Genomic DNA, 18687 nt, shown 5'->3' on the forward strand with positions numbered 1-18687 from the left:
TTGGGGAATGTAATGACTGAAGAAATGAGCTTGGAAGAGCGTAAAGTAATTTATCGTGCACGTCGTGGTTTAAAAGAAATTGATGTGTACTTTGACCCTTATGTGAAAAATTATTATCTTCAGGCAGATCCTGCGGAAAAGGCCATGTTTGCGGCTTTGGTTGAACAAGAAGACCCTGATTTATTGGACTGGTTCATGGAAGTTTCTGAACCACCACGCCCTGAAATGAAAACCTTGATTCAAAAATTAAAGCATTATGTACACGGATAAGTGCAATGGAACATCGTCATTTTCAACTTAAACCCAGTCGTCTGGCTTATGTGTTTCAGTTGTCGATTTATGCCGTTCTGATGTTGGTTCTGTATCAGCTACTTCCTTTAGGACTGTGGCTGATCGCTTTGGTTGCTGGCTTTGTGCTGTATTTGTTTTTTCTACGTGGGCCGCAACATTTTCAGCTTCAGCATTTAGATGGCCGTGATTGGTCTTTGTCACATCAGAAACAAACCAATGTGCAACGGGTACAGATCAGCCATATTGTTGATCATCGTGCTTATATTGTGATTTATTTTCAACACTTTAGAGCAAAACCGATGTTGGTTTGGTGTGATCAGTTACCCATCACGCAATGGAAAGCCCTGAAAATACTCACTAAAATGCAATAATTGTTGGACAATTTTAATTCGTAATATCCATCTAAGTTATTGAAAAATAATAAATATAACCATATCTCATTTTCTGTTGTCTGACATATCTGAAGAAACTGATGTGCTTTTTTGGATTGTCAGACAACTTTCCTACAGTTTTTTGATCTTAAAATGTACATTCAAATCACCAACAGCAAACAAGGAAAATCGTATGATGATCCCAACTTGGATGTTTCTAGTGGTAGCAATTGTGTTAGCGATTGTTATAGGACGATTAGGAACTGTGCTGAAGGAACGATTTGCACCAAACAAAGCCTAGCTAGGCTTCCCAGTTGATAAGTAGCATGTGCCGAACCGTCGCTATGCTACTTTTTTTTGCCTAAAAAAAAGTTGAGGCGTCATTTTAGTCAATTTTCCGCTTTTTATTTCATGGCAGAGTAGTGGTCTGATTTAGAGTAAATACTCTTTTCTTCGGAAAATGCTTCTGCTATGTTTGTCAGCATGGACACATACAATTATACAAATAGAGGACAGGAAAATGTCGCAAGTCCAAAAAATAGGCCAGGGTGTGGCTGTTGTAGCGCTTACGAGTTTATTATTTTCGGGTTGTTCACAAGTGGTTAAAACAGGTGCCAATGTTGCGCTTGGGTTTAGTGAAAAACATATAGTACCACCTATTTTAGCCATGGAAGACGCTGAGATGGTGTGTAACTCAGGCAATGCTTTGACTCCAGCGATTATGTCGACCAAAGACATGGGGGCAGATCCAACCCGTGTGGCGGTTCTACTTTATTCAGCATCGGGTATTTGTGCGGAAAATCAGGCACTTGAGGCTGAGTTGCGTTATTTGCGTGCCTCGAAAGCAGGCAATGTCTCTGAAGCACAGGATGCTCGAATTGAACAAAAGCGTTGGGCGGCGACTGCAGCACAACGCCAATATACTGGTTATCAACTTTTTCAAAACCGCTGGGAAAAGAAATATAAGAAACCATTGGGTGAAGGCTGTCCAAAAATGAACAGCGATTTGGATCAAACTGTGTATCTGCTGGGAATGTTGAGTGGGCTACAAGCCATGACCAATGATATTAACTCAGGTGGTGCAGTCAATGTGCCTAAAGACATTGCGGCTATTGTTGAACGTGGGATGGTGTGTCTAGACAATGAAAAATTTTGGGGGGCGCCGAATGCAACACGTGCGGTGATTTGGACTTTATTGCCTGGTGCGGGTGAAGGTAAACCTGATCCGTATCAGACCTTGAAACAATCGATGCAAATTGGGGAGCAAAAAGGGGTTCGTTTATCTCATGCAATGTATGCTATAGCGGCTCAAGCCAGTGGTGACGATGCCAAGATTCGTGATGCATTGAAAAGTTATGCAGCGTCTTATAGCGATGAAAAACAGAGCAATCCACAATTTAAACTGATTGATAGTATGGCCTCGAGTATGGTTCAGGGGATTTCGGATCGTTATTGGACTGAACACACGGGGACACGAACTGGGGATGGTGGTATGGCGCACTTCTGGGATGAAAAAGAAGACCATTCTGAGCTAGATGAGTTGTTTAGTGAAAGTTAACCAATTTTAAACTGAGCCGAAGGGCAGAAAAAATAACAATAAATAAATGAGCAACACGATAAGGACATGTGATGCATGATCAATTTCTGAATCGAAAAATCATTTTGATTGCGTTTGTCGTGTCGATCTCGGCATGCCTACAGATTTTTAAAGATCAATTTATTTATTGGCGAGTGGATATTTTTCCTGAAGTTTGGCGCTTGTGGACCGCGCACTGGGTGCATGTGGGTTGGATCCATTTTGCACTCAACATGCTAGCTTTTATGTGTTTGCCTTTTATTTTTCCACGCGCCCGCGTTTGGCATTTTGTGGCGTTATTGCTGATTTTACCGCCGTTGATCAGTCTGAGTTTTTATTATTTCTTGGCGGATATTGAAGCCTATGCTGGGCTGTCAGGTGTGTTGCATGGGATGTTTACTGCCATAGCAATTGTCCATTTGCTGTACCGTAAAGAACGGATGTTTGCGAGTTTGGTGCTGTTTCTCATTTTAGGCAAACTGATTTGGGAAAACACCTTTGGTGGGAGTACTACGGCTGAACTGATCGGGAGTCCTGTTTTGGTCGAAGCGCATTTGTTGGGCGTGATCTGGGGGATTGTGATTGCAGCTTCGTATTTAATCGGGGTGAATCTATTTGATGAATAGAGGATTGACCTAAATTCTAAAAAGAAAATACAGATTGTCATATTCAAAAATATAAATTTGATGCAAAGATAAACAAAACAAAAATCTAAAGGCAGAGAGAAAGGACAAGCTCGAGCCGACTAAAACGACTGGTTCTACGGCGTATTGCGCTGGACAGAACGGTAATAAAAATAGGAAACAACATGCAGAATCATGGACAGCGCAGATCAGGACTCGATCTGCTGAAGTATATATGGACCGAGTGGATTTCTACTTTTGTCATTCTGATTTTACTGTTACTTACGCTATTAATTGGTACAGGTGAAATGATCCATGGACAATTGCTACGTATGGGCGAGCGCTTATATGGCGATCCAGCCACAGGTATGCAGTATTCTTTTTTAAGGGCAGAGCCAGCCAAGCCAGAGTGTAATCGTCAGCCGAATGTGGATGCTTTGGTCAAAACCCAAATGCAAGCCAACGCTGCAGATGAGTTCGCCGACTTCTTTGGTACGGCTTCGGAAGCGGATGTGCGTGCGTCCATTTTGGCAGGTGTGCAGCAGTGTGAAGAAAAGTATCAGTTTTATGATAAAGCCATGCAACATATGGAGGCACACCCAAGTATTCGTGCCTATCGTAATTTTGAAACCACTTTTTTTGGTATTTTTAAATTCGGAACAGAAAATCGCGCCATTCTATTAATTTTTATGGTGGTTTTAGCTGCGATTAGCGCGACCTTAAAAATCCATCATATTGGTTTGCGTGGCCCTGCAACCAAGCTGGATTATCGTGTTTATAGTCTCCTGATGACGCTGGGTAATGGTTTATTAACTTACTCGAGCATTAGCCAATTTAACTCAGTGAAAGACTCGGGTGTGCCGATGAATGGCGAAACCCAACTGATTTATTGGCTGTGGATGATTCTGTTTTCGGTACTTACCTTGATAAGTGTGTGGCAGCTGTTTAGCCCACCGAAAGAGGCCAAAGTTGGCGGGCGTCTAGGCTTTGCTTTCCTGAGTGTGCCTCTGTATGCCTACATGGCGGTGATTACGGGTGTGGCGTTTATCTTCTTCATGGACTACCCCATGGGGCAAGGGATTTACTTGGGACAGCTGGTTGAGTTCTCAAGTATTTTCCTGAATTTAGCCCTATTTATTTGGGCGGGTATGTTGTTGAAACAAACCCGTGTCGTGGATCTGTTCTTAAATATTTTGCGTCCATGGAATTTGGCGCCTGAAACGCTCACCTGGTTGATTTTAATCGCTGCGGCTTTACCGACCGCATATACGGGTGCATCGGGGATCTTTGTGATTGCAGCAGGGGCGATTATTTATAAAGAAGTCTGGAATGCAGGTGGACGTCGTCAGTTTGCTTTGGCTGCAACGGCAATGTCGGGTTCGCTGGGTGTAGTTTTGCGTCCATGCTTATTGATTGTGGTGGTGGCATCCTTAAACAAAGAAGTCACGACGGACTTACTTTATCAATATGGTGTTTACACGTTCTTACTGACCTCAACACTGTTTTTAGTGGTTTCACTCTTCTTTGCAGAGAGTAAATTCCGCATCGCGGCACCGAGTTTGGCCGCACCGAAATCAGGGCGTGCTTTCTTAGCAGTTGTGCCTTATATCGTGATTTTTGTCCTCACGTGGATGTTCTATAAATTCTTATTAGACACTGACCTAAATGAATTTACTGCACCCGTGATGATGCCTGTGATTTTATTGATGATCGTGTTGTTTGATAAATTACGTCATCAGCCTGCGCCTTTGCCTGCTGTGGGGCATTGGGATGAGACACTCAGCGCAAATTATAACTCGGGCGGTGAACCTGCATTGGCTGGGGCTCAAGTTGCCCATGCAGAATACCGTGAAGGGCTACATGGTAATGCCGCAGATGATGGACAAGTGGTAAATCATGGGGTGGTTCAATCTAGTTCCATGGACGTGTTACGCCAAGTCGGTTTTTGGAAGTCGATGCATATCTCGACCAGTGAAACCGTTGGACACATTGGTGCTTTGGTCATTTTAATGGCACTGTCAGTCAGCGTGGGGGGATTGCTTGAACGTACGGAGGTAATGAGTTTCTTCCCGACTGATATTAGCAGTACGTTCTTGGTCATTACTCTGATTTTGGGGTTGATGGTCTTTGTTGGGATGATTATGGATCCGTTTGGCGCTGTGATCTTGATTTCTGCGACGGTTGCACCTGTGGCCTATCAATATGGTATTCATCCTGTCCATTTTTGGATGATCACCTTGATTGGCTTTGAGTTGGGCTATGTGACACCACCTGTGGCTCTTAATCATCTTTTAGCAAGACAATCCATTGGTGATGCCGAGGTAAATGAGGCCGATGAGGAAGTGCGTCATTTGTCTTTCTATTATCGTTATGAACGTTGGATTTTACCTTTGATCGTGTTGTTCCCAGCGATGCTGATCATTGCTTATGTTCCATACTTCTTTAAGTTATTTGGCTGGTATCACTAAGTTGTGAACTTGAGTTAGACCATAAAAAAGCATCTTCGGATGCTTTTTTATGCTTGGGATTTTATTCATGATGATTTTAAGGAAAATGGTTTCTTTGCAGCGACTACCCACTCAAATCAAAACAAAGTACAAGGGTATTGTTAAGCGTCCCATCTTAAAAAATCAGCCCGCACTTAAGCTCAATGAAAAGAATTAATCGACCCATAAAGTCCCTCTAAAAGAAACTCTTGGCATAGCTAGGAGTAGGTCTATAACAAATGCAATGTCATTCATGGAGCGAGGTAGGTAAGAATAATGAGTGGTCTAATAGCTTGGCGCTGATTGAAAAGGTGGGTGAAGCAGCAGGGCAAAAAAAGACGTTAGCGTATCAGTCGATAAGCTAACGTCTTTAAAAAATAACAACCGTATTTTACTGAGCAGCCAATTGGGCTTCTAATAGTTTAATTTGTTCTTCTTTGAGCTTTACCAGTTCATCGGCATCTTTGTGCTGTGCTTGCAAGCTCTTTTCCTGTTCCTTCAACTGGCTTTGAATATCGTCCAGTTTCGCCACTTCTTCTTTAGCAAGTGAGGCATTTTCAGGGACAGGTGCTTTTAAAATATCTTCTTCGACCAATTTAATGGTGTTGTCAGCCATGGCGGTCGAAGCTGCTTTTTCAGCTTCTGGAAGGGCCTTCACGGTCGGCTGAATCAACTCCGCTTGATGCACTGGTTTTGCAGACTCTTGTGCAGCAAACAACCACTGATAAAGTGCGAAAATCGCAATGATTGCGACCAAACCTGCTGTAATACCCCAGAGTAATTTAGGGTTGTTGTGTTGTACGGACGACATTCGATTCAACCTTTATTCTTTGGATTGACGTGGTTTAAATTGAATGACCCCAACCTCGTCAGGGATAGCAGGGATCTGAGGCTCGTCTACATGAGTTGGACGATTCTCAGAATAACCACAGTCGATACATTCAATCCATTCATCGTCATTCGAGGTAAGCATAACAACTCGATCCATCGCCTGACATTTAGGACATTTTGCACCTGCAATGAAACGACGTTTAATAGTCATTAGACTTACCTTCTGAACAATTTAGGCGCCTAGTTTACTCACTTTTTTAGCGGTTCGTCCAACCTTGATGACGAAGTAAAGCATCTATTTTTGGCTCGCGTCCACGGAAATTGATAAATGCATCAAGCGCTGTATCTTTTCCGCCAACTGCTAGAATAAACTGACGAAATTCTTTTCCAGTGGCAGTATTAAAAATCCCTTCATTTTCGAAACGATCGAAGGCATCACTGGCCAAAACTTCCGCCCATTTATAAGAATAATAACCTGCTGCATAGCCGCCTGCGAAAATATGGCTGAAGCTATGCTGGAAGCGGTTATAAGGCGTGGTCTCTAAAACAGCATATTGTGCACGGATCTGGTTTAAGGTGGCTTGGATTTGATCCGCTTTCAAAGCAGGAGCTGCTTTATGAATGCTGAGGTCGAACAGGGCAAACTCGATTTGACGTAGACTTTGCATGCCGGATTGGAAGAAACGCGCATCCAGCAAGGCTTTCAGTAGACTTTCTGGTAAGGTTTCTTGGGTCTCAATATGTGCACTGAGCAGGTCTAAGCTTTCGGTATCCCATGCCCAAAACTCCATGAATTGGCTTGGCAACTCCACCGCATCCCATGCCACACCGTGTGTCCCCGCAACCGCAATATTATCAACTTCTGTCAACATATGATGTAAACCATGTCCAAATTCATGGAACAAGGTAATCACTTCATCATGGGTCAGCAGCGCTGCTTGATCCCCCACAGGTGGCGTAAAGTTACACACCATATAGCAAATCGGTTTTTGTAGGCCGTGCGTTGTTTGGGTGCGAGAGCGGAAACCACTCATCCATGCGCCGCCACGTTTGCCCTGACGCGCATAGAGGTCAAAGTAGAATCCACCGACCACTGCGCCTTGATCTTCGAGTTCAAAATAGCGTGCATCTGAGTGCCAAACGGGGGCTTCACGCTCCACAATTTGAATCCCATAAAGGCGATTCACAATGCTAAATAAGCCCTGCAAAATCTTGGGTGCAGGGAAGTAGGGCTTGAGTGCTTCTTGAGATAAATTGAACTGTTGGACTTTCAGTTTTTCCGAATAATACGTGCTGTCCCACGGTTTTAAATCCTCAATGCCATCTTCAGCGGCAATGGCTTTTAGCTCCGCCACTTCTTTGAGCGCAGGGGCACGTGAATGTTCAGCTAAATCACGTAAGAATTGATCCACCGTTGCTACATTTGGCGCCATTTTGCTGGCCAATGAAAGCTCGGCATAGTTGTTGAAACCTAACAGTGCAGCCATTTCCTGACGCAGGCTTAAGATTTCTTCCATCGCCGCGGTGTTATCAAATTCAGCGTGTTCAGACTGATCTGATGCACGTGTGGTATAGGCACGATACAGTTCTTCGCGTAAAGGACGGTTTTCCGCGTAGGTCATAATCGCCAAGTACGATGGAAAGTCTAAAGTGGCAACGGGTTGATCCAGTTCGCGCTGCTGACCATATTGTTTTAACAGCTCAACACTGCTTTCGGGTAAGCCTGCCAGTTCGTGTTCCGCTAAAGGTTTGAAATAGGCTTGGGTTGCATCCAGAACATGGTTGGAAAAGTCAGACGATAGTTGTGATAAGCGTGCGGAGATTTCTGCATAACGTTTTTTGGCTTCACCTTCTAAAGCCACACCCGATAGTTTGAAGTCGCGCAGTGCAAGTTTAATCGCACTTTGTTGGGCTTCAGGGAGGTGATCAAATTGCGCAGCATCATGAATGTGTTGATAGGTTTGATACAGCGCTGTGTGTTGACCTAACTCGGTATAGTATTCACTTAAGCTTGGTAATAGTGACTGGTACACCTCACGAGTTTCAGCATTGTTCATCACGGCATTGAGGTGGGACAGCACGCCCCATGCTTCACTCATATTATTTTCTAAATGATCAACTTGTTCTAAGACCGCAAGCTGTGCCTGAATCGATTTAGGGACTTCGCTCAGGTCTTTTAAAAAACTTTGACCCTGTTGAATGGCTTGTTCGATCTGCTGTTGGAGTTGTACTAAGGTGATTTGATCAAACTGTGGAACAGGCAAGGTTGCTTTTTCTAATGTCATGCGTTTAAGCCAAATTAAATGTTCAGTTATCACTAGATGTAAGGGTGATGCCGTGGGAAATCAAGTTTTAATTGGTTTTGATGTTTTGCGCCGCTTGAAATTCAGCCCATGAAGGGTAGTGCTGATCAATGCGTGAGGGCTGATAAAGCACTTTGGCAAAGTTACGGGTCATACATTCAGTTGCTAAGATTTCACCGCTTTTATATTTTTCTTTACGGTGTCGCCAAATTTCGTTTTGACGATAGTAATCCGTCCCGATTTTTAGGAAGGCATGCTGTTGTTCAAACACATGGTAGACATAGCCTAAATCGGCAGAGCAACGCAGTTCACCTTCTAAACATTTCTCACTAAACCACAGCCGAATTTGAAAGCTATGTGGGGTGGGGTTGTAAAATTGATAATCGATATAGTTATAAAAAATTGCAGCGCCACTACCAAATGGAAGTACACGACCATGATCTGGAAAAGGGTCAAAGGAGTGCTGTGAACGTTGTACCACTTGTAATGGGCTATGCAAGACAAGCCAGTGAATGAGATTGGCAATTTGGCAAATACCGCCACCGATACCACCGCGTGCTTGACCAAAGCTGAGTTCCATTCCCTCAACATAGCCTTTTTGAGTTGTTGGTTGTCCCACTAACTGACAAAAAGAAAAAGTCTGTTTTGGGTGGATTAAAATCCCGGAAATACACGGAGTGGCAATTTTGAGATTGATGACTTTATTGTGTTGCCAGTGCTGATTGCTGTCGCCTAATTTACGAATCAGAACGGACTGATGCTTTTTGACGCGAAATGCCAAAGGGACATCAGAAAATGAATGTGCGTAGTCTTTCCCATCTGTTTTCCATTGCCAATAGCGCATCATACGTCGGCTACGCGTGGCCATGAAATAAAGCAGGGGATGGTATTGGCTGATAGGTTTGCTTAAAAATAAACGCAAAAAGTTCATGTTGGCCCTATGAAAAAAGGTGCTAGAACATTAAGCCCTAGCACCTTTTACATCATTTACTCAGTTTTCGCTTTTGCATTTGATTTTTTCTTTTTAGGTTTCGACTTTTTCTTCACTTTATCTTTAACCTTTGTTTCAGACTTTGATGAAGATTTTTTACCAGACTTTTTGCTGTAGGAGCTAGGTTGGGATTTATCTTTTTTGCGTCGTATGGGCTGGTCTCCGCTGTTACTGGGAGAGGCGTTTGTCGACTCGCTAAAGACTTCTTCTTTACTTTCGCTTCGTGCTGTTTTGGCTTTGCCAACACGGGGCGCTCGACTACGTATGGGCCGACCACCATGTGAGAGTTGCTGCAATAATTCAAAATCAATTTTGCGGTCTTCTAAATTCACTGCTGCAACTTTGATTTTGACTTCATCGCCCAAGCTAAAGCTTTGACCGCGTGCCTGCCCAATCAAGCTCTGACTTGGTTGGTCATAGACAAAGTAGTCATCGCCCAGTTGGCTGACATGGATCATGCCATCAACATATAAGTCTTTGAGTGTCACAAACAGACCAAATTCTGCCACTGCAGAAATGGTGCCGACAAACTCTTCACCCAAATGCTGCTGCATATAATGGCATTTCAACCATGTGGTGACAGAGCGAGACGCTTCATCTGCACGACGTTCAGTCGCCGAGAAATGTTGACCAGCATCATCTAGCGCAGCCCCTGAAAGAGGTGCAGGTTTATGTTTTAACTTGGCTTTAATCGCACGGTGTAACAATAAGTCTGGGTAGCGACGAATTGGAGAGGTGAAGTGCGTATAGGCTTCATATGCCAAACCAAAGTGACCTGCGTTATTCGCACCATAGTAGGCTTGCATCATTGAACGTAACAGCACGGCATGGATACTTGGGGCATCAATACGGTCTTTGGTTGCATCAATCACGGCTTGGTAGTCTTTCTGAGTCGGCTGCTCTGGGAACGGTAGACCGAGCAGTTTGACAAAGTCGCGTACTTTTTGAATACGTGAAAACTCAGGTGGTTCATGAATACGGTATAACATTGGCACATCATGTTGTAGCGCATATTCAGCCGCTGCCACGTTTGCCAACAACATACATTCTTCAATCAGTTTGTGCGCATCATTACGCGTACGCGGTAAAATTTCCTTAATGCCGCCCAGCTCATCAAATGTCATGTACGTTTCAACGGTTTCAAATTCCATGGCATGACGTTCAGCACGTAAACCTTTGAGGACTTGATAGAGTTGGAACAGGGTGTTCAAGGATTTGCGAACATCACGGTCTTCAGGAATGGCACTGCTGTCGCCGTCAAAGTACTGGGCAACATTGGTATAAGTTAAGCGCGCCTTTGAGTGCATTACAGACGGGTAGAACTCAAACTTGGTGACGCGACCGGCACGTGACAGGTTTAAATCACAGACCATACATAGACGGTCTACATGTGGATTGAGTGAGCATAAGCCATTCGAAAGAGCTTCAGGCAACATCGGTAAAACAAAATGTGGGAAATACACCGATGTACCCCGTTCTTGGGCTTCATCATCCAGTGGTTTGCCAGAACGGACATAGTGACTGACATCTGCAATAGCCACAACCACACGGTAACCGCCGCCTGGACGTTTTTCTGCATAGACCGCGTCATCGAAGTCGCGTGCATCTTCACCATCAATAGTGACTAAGGCTAAATCACGTAGGTCAATACGACCTTCACGGTCTTGCGCTGAAGGCTCTTTAAAGCTTTCTGCTTCTTTAATGACTTCTTCTGGGAACTCATAAGGCAAACCAAACTCTAAAATGGTTTGCGGAATAATAATTTCAGTGTCGGCCTTGTCTGCCATCGATTGCACAATATGACCTGTCGCCAACTCATCTTTGGTTGGGTAGTCATCAATTGCGACACGAACCGAATCGCCCACTTTGACTTGTGCGTGTTCGATTAACTCTTTTTCTAAAGTAATCGGTTGGTGCGCATTCGGATTTGCTGGCTGAATAAAGTATTCACCATCATGTATTGATACTTTACCAATGATTTGCTTCACACGGTGTTGCACCACCTCGGTAATAAAGCCCCAAGCTTTACCTTTGCGGTCTACTGAGGTTTGACGCACTTTAACACGGTCACCATTAAACACTTGGCGCAGTTCGCGTTCAGGTAGAAGTAAGTCTTCATGCCCTGCAATATTCGCCGTGCCAAAGCCTTTACTGTTGATGTAAACCGTTGCTTCATGTTCAGGTTGCTCTTCGGCAATTTGAAACTTAAAGCCATCTTTCATCAGTTGACCATCACGAACCATCGCAATTAAGCGATGGCTGAGCGCTTCAATGCTTTTTTGATCTGCAATTTCAAAAATTTCGACCAAGTCCGCATGCGATAAAGCCGTCTTTTTTTCTTCGATGGTTTCTAAAATGAGCGTGCGGCTCGGAATAGGGTTGTCATAACGTTCAGCTTCAGCTTTTGCTTCAGGATCGACCCAATTTTTCATAATGTCTTTGGCTGTATGTCAGTAGATAGGATTAGCATAAGTCATGCGAAGACAGACTGCACGCAAATGATTGCAATATTGTGTTTTATGTCGGCAATTTAGAATATCTGCTGTTTTATTCAACATGCAGATGTAGAGAAAAGAAGAAATTCGGATGAATCCGCCCTAAATTGTTTAAAAAGTATTTAATTGAACAGAAATATGCAAAAAATTGAGAGTCTGTGCTTGCAGTGCTAGCATGAAGTTTGTATTATGGCCGCACGTTACGGTGAGATGGGTGAGTGGCTGAAACCACATCCCTGCTAAGGATGCGTACGGGTAACTGTACCGAGGGTTCGAATCCCTCTCTCACCGCCAACTTTACTTATGTCGCGCTCATAGCTCAGCTGGATAGAGCACTTGGCTACGAACTAAGGGGTCGGGAGTTCGAATCTCTCTGAGCGCACCAATAAGTAAACTGTATGTAACGTATCGCCTGAATTGGCACACAAGTAATGCGCTCATAGCTCAGCTGGATAGAGCACTTGGCTACGAACTAAGGGGTCGGGAGTTCGAATCTCTCTGAGCGCACCAACTTGAACAATTAACCGCACATGTTGCGGTTTTTTTGTGCCTGTTAAAAATGAAGTGCTTGGCCTGAGAAAGTGGTTCTTCAAGAAAAATTTGATATAAATAAAGCGCTATTCTTGCGTGATTCCCTAGCTATGTTCGTATGGAATGATCAATCTGTTGGTTTATTCAGCGTTTTATACCCACTATGCTTAATAACTGGGCAGTTGATCGGCTTTTATGAAAATAAGACTTAACAAAAAATAAGATTCACGTATAATTCACCCCATCAAGACGTCGCGCTCATAGCTCAGCTGGATAGAGCACTTGGCTACGAACTAAGGGGTCGGGAGTTCGAATCTCTCTGAGCGCACCAACTTGATCAATATTGAAAAAACCGCACATGTTGCGGTTTTTTTGTGCCTGCACTTTCTGTTCAGTAGAAATCCATAGCAGGGATGGATTTTTTGCCGTAGTTATTCAGTTGTTTCTTGCATCTCAGTTTTATAATGTAGCTCTGATATCGGTATGGCCTCGGCTTAAGTGGATAGCCAGCTAATCAACATCGATCTGCTAAAGTCCTAAAAAAATGCCAAATAGTGTTGTAGTATTGAGCACAATATTTTTAGCTATTTGATATGACCCTATGTCAGAGAACAAGCCTGCATTATCGACACGTTATTTCCTTACTTTAGAAGAATCCCAAGATGGTTTTGCCTTAGCGACCTTTGGTAAAAAGCAAATGACGCGTTTTATCACGCCGTTGATTAGTGTCGGGATTATTGTGTGGGGTTTTATGCTCGGCTTCTCAGGCGTCGGTCGCTACTATGTGGTGTTGGGTATATTTTTCTTGGTTTTACAAATTCTCATGCGCTATTGGTTTCTGCCGATGATGTTTAAGCGCCAATTTGTGAAATATCAGTTTGGTAAAAGTGAGCAAGGCATCGATTTATACCAAGATTATGCGGAAATTTATGCCAATGGTCGCAAGCAAGTGGTCCATTATAATGAAGTGCAAAAGTTTGCCAGTGGCAAGTTGACCTATATGCTTGAGCTGAAAAACCGTACTGTGGTGATTGTGCCTAAGCGTGCGTTGGCCGATAGCGCGGATCAAGCAAAATTTGAAAATACTTTCAAAAAATAAGCATTTTGTTCCATAACACCATCAAAAAATCAGAGGAAGATCATGAGTACACGTCCATCTAAAATTGTCTGTGTCGGTCGTAGTTATGCAGACCATGCCAAAGAATTAGGCAATGCGATTCCTGATCGTCCCGTTTTATTTATCAAACCACCGAGCAGTTTGCTCAGTTTAGATGCGGGCATCTCTTGGAATCCTGCATGGGGCAGCTGCCACTATGAGTGTGAACTGGTTTTACGCATTGACCATCGCCTAAGCAAAGCAGCCGATCCAGCTCAAGCCCTGCAAGCGGTAGGGGCTGTAACTTTAGGTTTGGACTTAACCTTACGTGACTTACAAGATGACTTGAAAACCAAAGGCCAGCCTTGGGAACGTGCCAAAGCCTTTGATGGTTCGTGTGTACTGGCAGACTGGGTTGCTATTTCTGATGTGGTACAGGACTGGGATGATGTGCATTACAGTTTTCATGTCAATGATGAGCTGCGCCAAGCGGGCAACACTGCACACTTAATTTTTGATATTGGCACCTTGCTGGCCGACATTAGCCAAGTCTTCACTTTGGAAGCAGGCGATGTGGTCATGACAGGGACACCTGCTGGGGTCGCTGCATTACAGGCGGGCGAGCAGTTGAAAATGACTCTAAAAGGGAAAAACCAAGATTATTCTTGGAATACCTTTGTTAAAGCTTAATTTACAGGCTTTCAAACCCCATCATTCAAAAAGATCACTTCGGTGATCTTTTTTTAGCGCTGTTGGTGGCTATGGTACAGTTTACGGAACTGATCGGGGGTATATACCATCCAGCGTTTAAACATATTAATAAAGGCCGATGCATTGGCATAGCCCAAATCTAGTGCGATACTTTCGACCTTTTTCCCCTCTGTCAGCATGCTCATGGCTTTCATGACTTTTAAGCGCTGTCGCCATTCATTCAAGGACATGCCAAGTTCTTTTTGACTATAACGTGCGAGTGTGCGTTCAGTCATATTGTGCTGTACTGCCAGTTGTTGCAAAGAACTGTTGTCCGCAGGATGTAGATGTAAAAAATCTAAAATACTTTTCAGGGTCGGGTGTTCAGAGTGCGGTAAATAGCTACTGACCAATTCTGCATGGTGTAATTGGTCAAGCAAGACATAGAGTAAGCGTATATGTTCAGGTGCATCATCTGGCAGGCTATGTTGTCTCAAATGCTTAAATAGTGCCGAGACCAAAGGTGAGCTGAGCATAATACCGGCTTGTTGAGGCAGATGAGTGCATAAGCTTTCATGGATATACAAGGTGCCATGTGAAACATCGGTACGATTTAAGCTGCTATGGGCTACATTGGGTGGAAGCCAAATGCCATAAGGTGGCGGGGTAAGGTAGTCAATCTGGTTGATATTCACCTCCATCACGCCATTAAAGGCATATACAAATTCGCCCCATGCATGTCCATGCACGGGATAAACCGACTGCGCGGGGTCTTCGCGAAAGCTGATCCACAATAATTTATCAATATCATCATTGGTCGGTAATTGTTTGAGTGGCGCGCTCTTTTTTTGTTGTCGTTGGGGCATGGCTGAAATTGCCTGAATAAGAAGATCTCTTGTCTGTTTTAAATTATATGTTTTATTTCAGACAAATCTATAGTGAGCTTTGATCTTTTTCAGTGGAGCAGGTCGTGAGTAGTCGTCAAGCGCTGGACAGTAAAGCTTCAGGGATTATGTTTGGGCTGTGTATTTTGTGGGGATTGCAACAAGTGGTGTTAAAGCTTGCTGCCCCCGATATTTCTGCAGTGATGCAAATTGCACTTCGCTCAGGTCTCTCTGCGTTGATGGTTTACCCCATGATCAAGCTGGCAAAGGGCACATCTTTATGGGGGCGAGACTACTTACCCGCAGGAATTTTAGTTGGGCTTTTATTTGCAGCTGAATTTTTTCTGGTCGCGCAAGCTTTACGTTTTACCTCAGCGGCGCATACCGTGGTTTTGCTTTATACCGCGCCTATTTTTGTAGCATTGGGTTTGCACTGGAAGCTGCCTTCAGAACGTTTATCACTTATCCAGTGGTTGGGCATTGCATGTGCATTTTTTGGGATCGTGATAGCATTTTTATTTCGTCCTGCAGTTTCACAAGCAGCTGCAAGTTCTGCACTTTGGGGTGATGTTTTAGCACTCTTAGCAGGGGTGTTGTGGGCAGCCACGACTATTGCTGTTCGGCTGACTAAACTAGCAGAGGCACCTGCGACCCAAACTTTATTTTATCAGCTCTTTATCGCTTTCTTGGTGTTATTGCCTGTGGCTTTTTTCATGGGGCAAGCGACGATTCACTGGTCTGTATTATCTCTTACAAGTTTGCTTTTCCATACCGTTGTCGTGTCATTTGCCAGTTATCTGATTTGGTTTTGGCTGTTGAAAAAATATTTGGCCTCACAGTTGGGCGTCTTTTCTTTTTTGACCCCAATCTTTGGTATGTGTTTTGGTGTGGTGTTACTCAATGAACAGCTAGAACTCAACTTTTTGGTGGGAACATGCTTTGTGCTGATGGGGGTGGTAGCGGTGAGTTTGCATCATAAAATTAAGCAGTATGCACAGGCATTTAAAGTGGCTTTGCAGTAAATACAGAGTAAGCTTGAGCTCAGACTGCTTTGATTCAGCATATAAAAAAACGTGTCTTGGACACGCTTTTTTATATGAAGTTTTAAGATTTATCATCAAAAATTGTAGACAGCGGAATGGCAAGTTTGGCAGCCAAGTAATCATCTGATTCTACTAAGGCTGGCCCAATTTTCTTGATCCAAAGATCGTCATGATGCACCTTGCTTAAGTCGCGACGCTTCGGTAATGGATAGGGAAGCTGACTATAGAAACTCCAAAAATCGACTTGGGATAAATTCCGCACCAGCACGTATTGGTTGTCATCGGTACGTTTAACTAAGTTCTGCTGTTCAAGCATTAATACATAACTCGGCCAACGTCCAATTTCATCTCTTCCTAAAACATCTAAAGCTTCATCATCGGAAACACTGAGTCCGTGTTGTTGCTTTTTATAAAACAGTTCCATCAGGTCGAGCAACATAATCACAGGATGGCGCTTTTGTTCTTTGTGGGCAGTAAATGCGGTGAGCGCGTAGCTGATTTCAACACCAATCAGGACAATATTCCACGACAAAAAAATCCATAATAAGAAAATAGGAATCGCAGCAAAGGCACCATAAATTACTTCATAACTGGTGAAGTTTGACATGATAAAGCCGAACAAATTTTTCAGGAGTTCAAACACGACAGCACTAAATAAGCCTGCAATCAAAGCCGATTTAATCGGGACACTTCGGTTTGGAATGGTCCAATTCAGAATAAAAAAGCCGACGACGGTTAAGCAGAATGAAATCAGCCACAGGACAAATGCGCCATTGAGCTCATAGCCTGCAAAATTATTGCTCAAAACATTGAGGGAAGCCATCGTCGATGAAATAACAAAGGCACTACCAAGTAGAATAGGGCCTAAAGAAATAATGGTCCAATAGCGCATAAAGCCAATAATGCCGCCACGTGTTTCGCGGACTCGCCAAATACGGTTAAACACTTTTTCAATGCTGGTCAGCATCATGACGGTAGTGACGAATAAAAATAAGATCCCGATAATGGTTAAATTACTGGATTTATCGGTAAACGCATTTAAGGCCTTATCAAAAGCAATCGTGGTTTTCGGTAAAAAATTACTATAGATCAGTTGTTGTAATTGCTGCCGTGCAGGTTCAAGCGCTTTGATTGAGGAAATGATCACCAAAAAAACGGTCAGCATCGGAACGACGGCAAACAGGGTGGTATAGGTTAGTGAACCCGCTTGTTCACGACATCGATCGGCCTCAAAGCGGCGCAGTACAAATAAAACGAACTGAAACCAAGTTTTCTCATAGAAAGGAAGTTTTCTTAAGTACTGTTCTAACATAGGCAAAGTATCTCTTTTGTTTTCTTCATCTTTTCTACATTTTTCACCCTAAGCTTAACCAAAAAATAGGAAAAATACCGTATAGTTTTATTTTTTCTGTCACCGAACTCTATTCATGCAAACCTATGTTTTAGTTTTATATTACAGCAAATACGGCAGTACCCGTGAAATGGCGCATCTGATTGCAAATGGAATTGAAGCCAGTGGTGTTGCAGTTAAAATTCGAACGGTGCCAAATATTGCGGCTGTGGTGAAGGAAGCAGAGCCGAGTATTCCTGCAGAAGGCGATATTTATTGTAGTTTAGCGGATTTGGAGAACTGTGCAGGTTTGGCACTAGGCTCACCAACTCGCTTTGGTAACATGGCCTCTGAAATGAAATATTTCCTCGACCAAACCACCAGTCTTTGGCTCAATGGAGCTTTGCATGGCAAGCCAGCTTGTGTGTTTACTTCGTCAGGTTCGATGCATGGTGGCCAAGAAAGCACATTGTTGACCATGCTGCCACCATTGTTTCATCATGGCATGATGATTTTAGGGTTGAATAATGCCATTCCGGCATTGTCAAATACGAAGACAGGTGGAACACCCTATGGTGCGAGCCATGTCAGCGGGCCTCGACATGATCAGAGCTTAAGTCAAGATGAAAAAGTGCTGTGCGAAGCTCAAGGTAAGCGTCTTGGGGAAGTTGTGAAGAAATTACAGGCCTAGGCATTGAGACATAAAAAAAGCCCATCAAGTATGGGCTTTTTCTTATGGAGCTGGCGTCAGATGCTGCTCTTTGAATTTTGTACCGCATTTGAGACATTTATAGTCAAGAAATACATTTTTATCGACAATTACACCTGCTTTTTTACCAAAACGATGTCCTAAAAACCCGCCTGTTACACCAATACTGACTGCGCCGACAAAAGTGCCAATGGTACCACCCATAATTACCCCAAGAGGTCCAGCCGCTGCGCCGATGGCAGCGCCAATAGAGGCCCCAGATGCTGCACCACCGACGGTACCAGCGGTTGCACCTGCCGAACTGAGCAATACGCCCCCAATTTTAGTCAGTTGTTGCTCGTGATTGCGTTTTTCAACCTCACTAGAGCCACATTTTGGGCAGAGAATTGTATTTTCCATAGTCTATTGGCCTATTCGGGTTACTAGTGATTGAAGCT

At 43.6% G+C, this 18687-nt stretch carries 17 protein-coding genes and 4 tRNA genes; 13 read left to right on the forward strand and 8 right to left on the reverse strand.

The window, feature by feature from the left end; genetic code table 11:
- Positions 1-12: 12 nt before the first annotated feature.
- The 5 genes from JZ787_RS07710 to JZ787_RS07730 all read left to right on the forward strand — a co-directional run bounded on the left by JZ787_RS07710 (position 13) and on the right by JZ787_RS07730 (position 5329).
- On the forward strand, positions 13-270 hold the full coding sequence (locus JZ787_RS07710; RefSeq protein WP_004977895.1) for a succinate dehydrogenase assembly factor 2: 258 nt from the start codon (positions 13-15) through the stop codon (positions 268-270).
- Positions 271-275: 5 nt separating this feature from the next.
- Positions 276-662 (forward strand): protein YgfX, encoded by a 387-nt coding sequence (locus JZ787_RS07715; protein WP_325087117.1) that lies wholly within the window; start codon positions 276-278, stop codon positions 660-662.
- A 520-nt stretch (positions 663-1182) separates the two neighbouring features.
- Positions 1183-2220 (forward strand): hypothetical protein, encoded by a 1038-nt coding sequence (locus JZ787_RS07720; RefSeq protein WP_346312049.1) that lies wholly within the window; start codon positions 1183-1185, stop codon positions 2218-2220.
- Positions 2221-2291: 71 nt separating this feature from the next.
- Complete coding sequence (gene rrtA / locus JZ787_RS07725; RefSeq protein ID WP_346312050.1) at positions 2292-2864, forward strand: rhombosortase; 573 nt, start codon at positions 2292-2294, stop codon at positions 2862-2864.
- Positions 2865-3046: 182 nt separating this feature from the next.
- The gene (locus JZ787_RS07730; RefSeq protein ID WP_346312051.1) at positions 3047-5329 is read left to right on the forward strand and encodes a TRAP transporter large permease subunit; all 2283 of its coding nucleotides are present in this window, start codon (positions 3047-3049) and stop codon (positions 5327-5329) included.
- 409 nt (positions 5330-5738) lie between these two features.
- On the opposite strand, the gene JZ787_RS07735 is transcribed toward JZ787_RS07730, so the two are convergent.
- From JZ787_RS07735 to rnr, 5 genes are read right to left on the reverse strand one after another with little or no spacing between them, the layout of a single operon-like run.
- On the reverse strand, positions 5739-6158 hold the full coding sequence (locus tag JZ787_RS07735) for a hypothetical protein (protein WP_168158606.1): 420 nt from the start codon (positions 6156-6158) through the stop codon (positions 5739-5741).
- Positions 6159-6170: 12 nt separating this feature from the next.
- On the reverse strand, positions 6171-6383 hold the full coding sequence (locus tag JZ787_RS07740; protein WP_171054267.1) for a YheV family putative zinc ribbon protein: 213 nt from the start codon (positions 6381-6383) through the stop codon (positions 6171-6173).
- A gap of 52 nt (positions 6384-6435) precedes the next feature.
- Positions 6436-8478 carry a M3 family metallopeptidase gene (locus JZ787_RS07745; protein ID WP_234966543.1) on the reverse strand — a complete coding sequence of 681 codons (2043 nt, stop codon included), beginning with the start codon at positions 8476-8478 and terminating at the stop codon, positions 6436-6438.
- 52 nt (positions 8479-8530) lie between these two features.
- Positions 8531-9412, reverse strand: coding sequence for a VanW family protein (locus JZ787_RS07750; protein WP_234951100.1), 882 nt, complete (start codon positions 9410-9412; stop codon positions 8531-8533).
- A 56-nt stretch (positions 9413-9468) separates the two neighbouring features.
- The gene (gene rnr / locus JZ787_RS07755) at positions 9469-11907 is read right to left on the reverse strand and encodes a ribonuclease R (protein ID WP_346312071.1); all 2439 of its coding nucleotides are present in this window, start codon (positions 11905-11907) and stop codon (positions 9469-9471) included.
- A 264-nt stretch (positions 11908-12171) separates the two neighbouring features.
- On the opposite strand from rnr, the gene JZ787_RS07760 reads away from it, so the two are divergent.
- The 6 genes from JZ787_RS07760 (at position 12172) to JZ787_RS07785 (ending at position 14284) form a co-directional block, all read left to right on the forward strand.
- A tRNA-Ser gene (locus tag JZ787_RS07760) sits at positions 12172-12261 on the forward strand.
- A gap of 14 nt (positions 12262-12275) precedes the next feature.
- A tRNA-Arg gene (locus JZ787_RS07765) sits at positions 12276-12352 on the forward strand.
- 48 nt (positions 12353-12400) lie between these two features.
- Positions 12401-12477, forward strand: a tRNA-Arg gene (locus tag JZ787_RS07770).
- A 275-nt stretch (positions 12478-12752) separates the two neighbouring features.
- Positions 12753-12829, forward strand: a tRNA-Arg gene (locus JZ787_RS07775).
- 270 nt (positions 12830-13099) lie between these two features.
- Positions 13100-13597, forward strand: a complete 498-nt coding sequence (locus JZ787_RS07780; protein ID WP_346312052.1) for a YcxB family protein — start codon at positions 13100-13102, stop codon at positions 13595-13597.
- A gap of 42 nt (positions 13598-13639) precedes the next feature.
- Positions 13640-14284, forward strand: a complete 645-nt coding sequence (locus tag JZ787_RS07785; RefSeq protein WP_346312053.1) for a fumarylacetoacetate hydrolase family protein — start codon at positions 13640-13642, stop codon at positions 14282-14284.
- A gap of 53 nt (positions 14285-14337) precedes the next feature.
- Here JZ787_RS07785 and JZ787_RS07790 read toward each other — a convergent pair whose 3' ends face one another.
- The gene (locus JZ787_RS07790) at positions 14338-15150 is read right to left on the reverse strand and encodes a helix-turn-helix transcriptional regulator (protein WP_218288524.1); all 813 of its coding nucleotides are present in this window, start codon (positions 15148-15150) and stop codon (positions 14338-14340) included.
- Positions 15151-15254: 104 nt separating this feature from the next.
- Here JZ787_RS07790 and JZ787_RS07795 point away from each other — a divergent pair, with 104 nt between their 5' ends.
- Complete coding sequence (locus JZ787_RS07795; RefSeq protein ID WP_346312054.1) at positions 15255-16190, forward strand: DMT family transporter; 936 nt, start codon at positions 15255-15257, stop codon at positions 16188-16190.
- Positions 16191-16272: 82 nt separating this feature from the next.
- On the opposite strand, the gene JZ787_RS07800 is transcribed toward JZ787_RS07795, so the two are convergent.
- A complete protein-coding gene (locus JZ787_RS07800; protein ID WP_346312072.1) occupies positions 16273-17523 on the reverse strand; it encodes a YihY family inner membrane protein in 1251 nt (416 codons plus the stop codon).
- Positions 17524-17638: 115 nt separating this feature from the next.
- Here JZ787_RS07800 and wrbA point away from each other — a divergent pair, with 115 nt between their 5' ends.
- A complete protein-coding gene (gene wrbA, locus JZ787_RS07805) occupies positions 17639-18232 on the forward strand; it encodes an NAD(P)H:quinone oxidoreductase (RefSeq protein ID WP_346312055.1) in 594 nt (197 codons plus the stop codon).
- Positions 18233-18274: 42 nt separating this feature from the next.
- Here the strand turns inward: wrbA and JZ787_RS07810 are convergent, their stop codons facing one another.
- Positions 18275-18649 carry a hypothetical protein gene (locus JZ787_RS07810; protein WP_087527405.1) on the reverse strand — a complete coding sequence of 125 codons (375 nt, stop codon included), beginning with the start codon at positions 18647-18649 and terminating at the stop codon, positions 18275-18277.
- Positions 18650-18687 lie beyond the last annotated feature (38 nt).

The organism is Acinetobacter sp. BWR-L5 (assembly GCF_039655985.1).
GTDB classification, from domain to species: Bacteria; Pseudomonadota; Gammaproteobacteria; order Pseudomonadales; family Moraxellaceae; genus Acinetobacter; species Acinetobacter johnsonii.

Bases quoted from the DNA above. Each gene is read 5' to 3' on its own strand.
- JZ787_RS07710 (WP_004977895.1), top strand. From the start codon at position 13: ATGACTGAAGAAATGAGCTTGGAAGAGCGTAAAGTAATTTATCGTGCA.
- JZ787_RS07715 (WP_325087117.1), top strand. From the start codon at position 276: ATGGAACATCGTCATTTTCAACTTAAACCCAGTCGTCTGGCTTATGTG.
- JZ787_RS07720 (WP_346312049.1), top strand. From the start codon at position 1,183: ATGTCGCAAGTCCAAAAAATAGGCCAGGGTGTGGCTGTTGTAGCGCTT.
- rrtA (WP_346312050.1), top strand. From the start codon at position 2,292: ATGCATGATCAATTTCTGAATCGAAAAATCATTTTGATTGCGTTTGTC.
- JZ787_RS07730 (WP_346312051.1), top strand. From the start codon at position 3,047: ATGCAGAATCATGGACAGCGCAGATCAGGACTCGATCTGCTGAAGTAT.
- JZ787_RS07735 (WP_168158606.1), bottom strand. From the start codon at position 6,158: ATGTCGTCCGTACAACACAACAACCCTAAATTACTCTGGGGTATTACA.
- JZ787_RS07750 (WP_234951100.1), bottom strand. From the start codon at position 9,412: ATGAACTTTTTGCGTTTATTTTTAAGCAAACCTATCAGCCAATACCAT.
- JZ787_RS07780 (WP_346312052.1), top strand. From the start codon at position 13,100: ATGTCAGAGAACAAGCCTGCATTATCGACACGTTATTTCCTTACTTTA.
- JZ787_RS07785 (WP_346312053.1), top strand. From the start codon at position 13,640: ATGAGTACACGTCCATCTAAAATTGTCTGTGTCGGTCGTAGTTATGCA.
- JZ787_RS07790 (WP_218288524.1), bottom strand. From the start codon at position 15,150: ATGCCCCAACGACAACAAAAAAAGAGCGCGCCACTCAAACAATTACCG.
- JZ787_RS07800 (WP_346312072.1), bottom strand. From the start codon at position 17,523: ATGTTAGAACAGTACTTAAGAAAACTTCCTTTCTATGAGAAAACTTGG.
- wrbA (WP_346312055.1), top strand. From the start codon at position 17,639: ATGCAAACCTATGTTTTAGTTTTATATTACAGCAAATACGGCAGTACC.
- JZ787_RS07810 (WP_087527405.1), bottom strand. From the start codon at position 18,649: ATGGAAAATACAATTCTCTGCCCAAAATGTGGCTCTAGTGAGGTTGAA.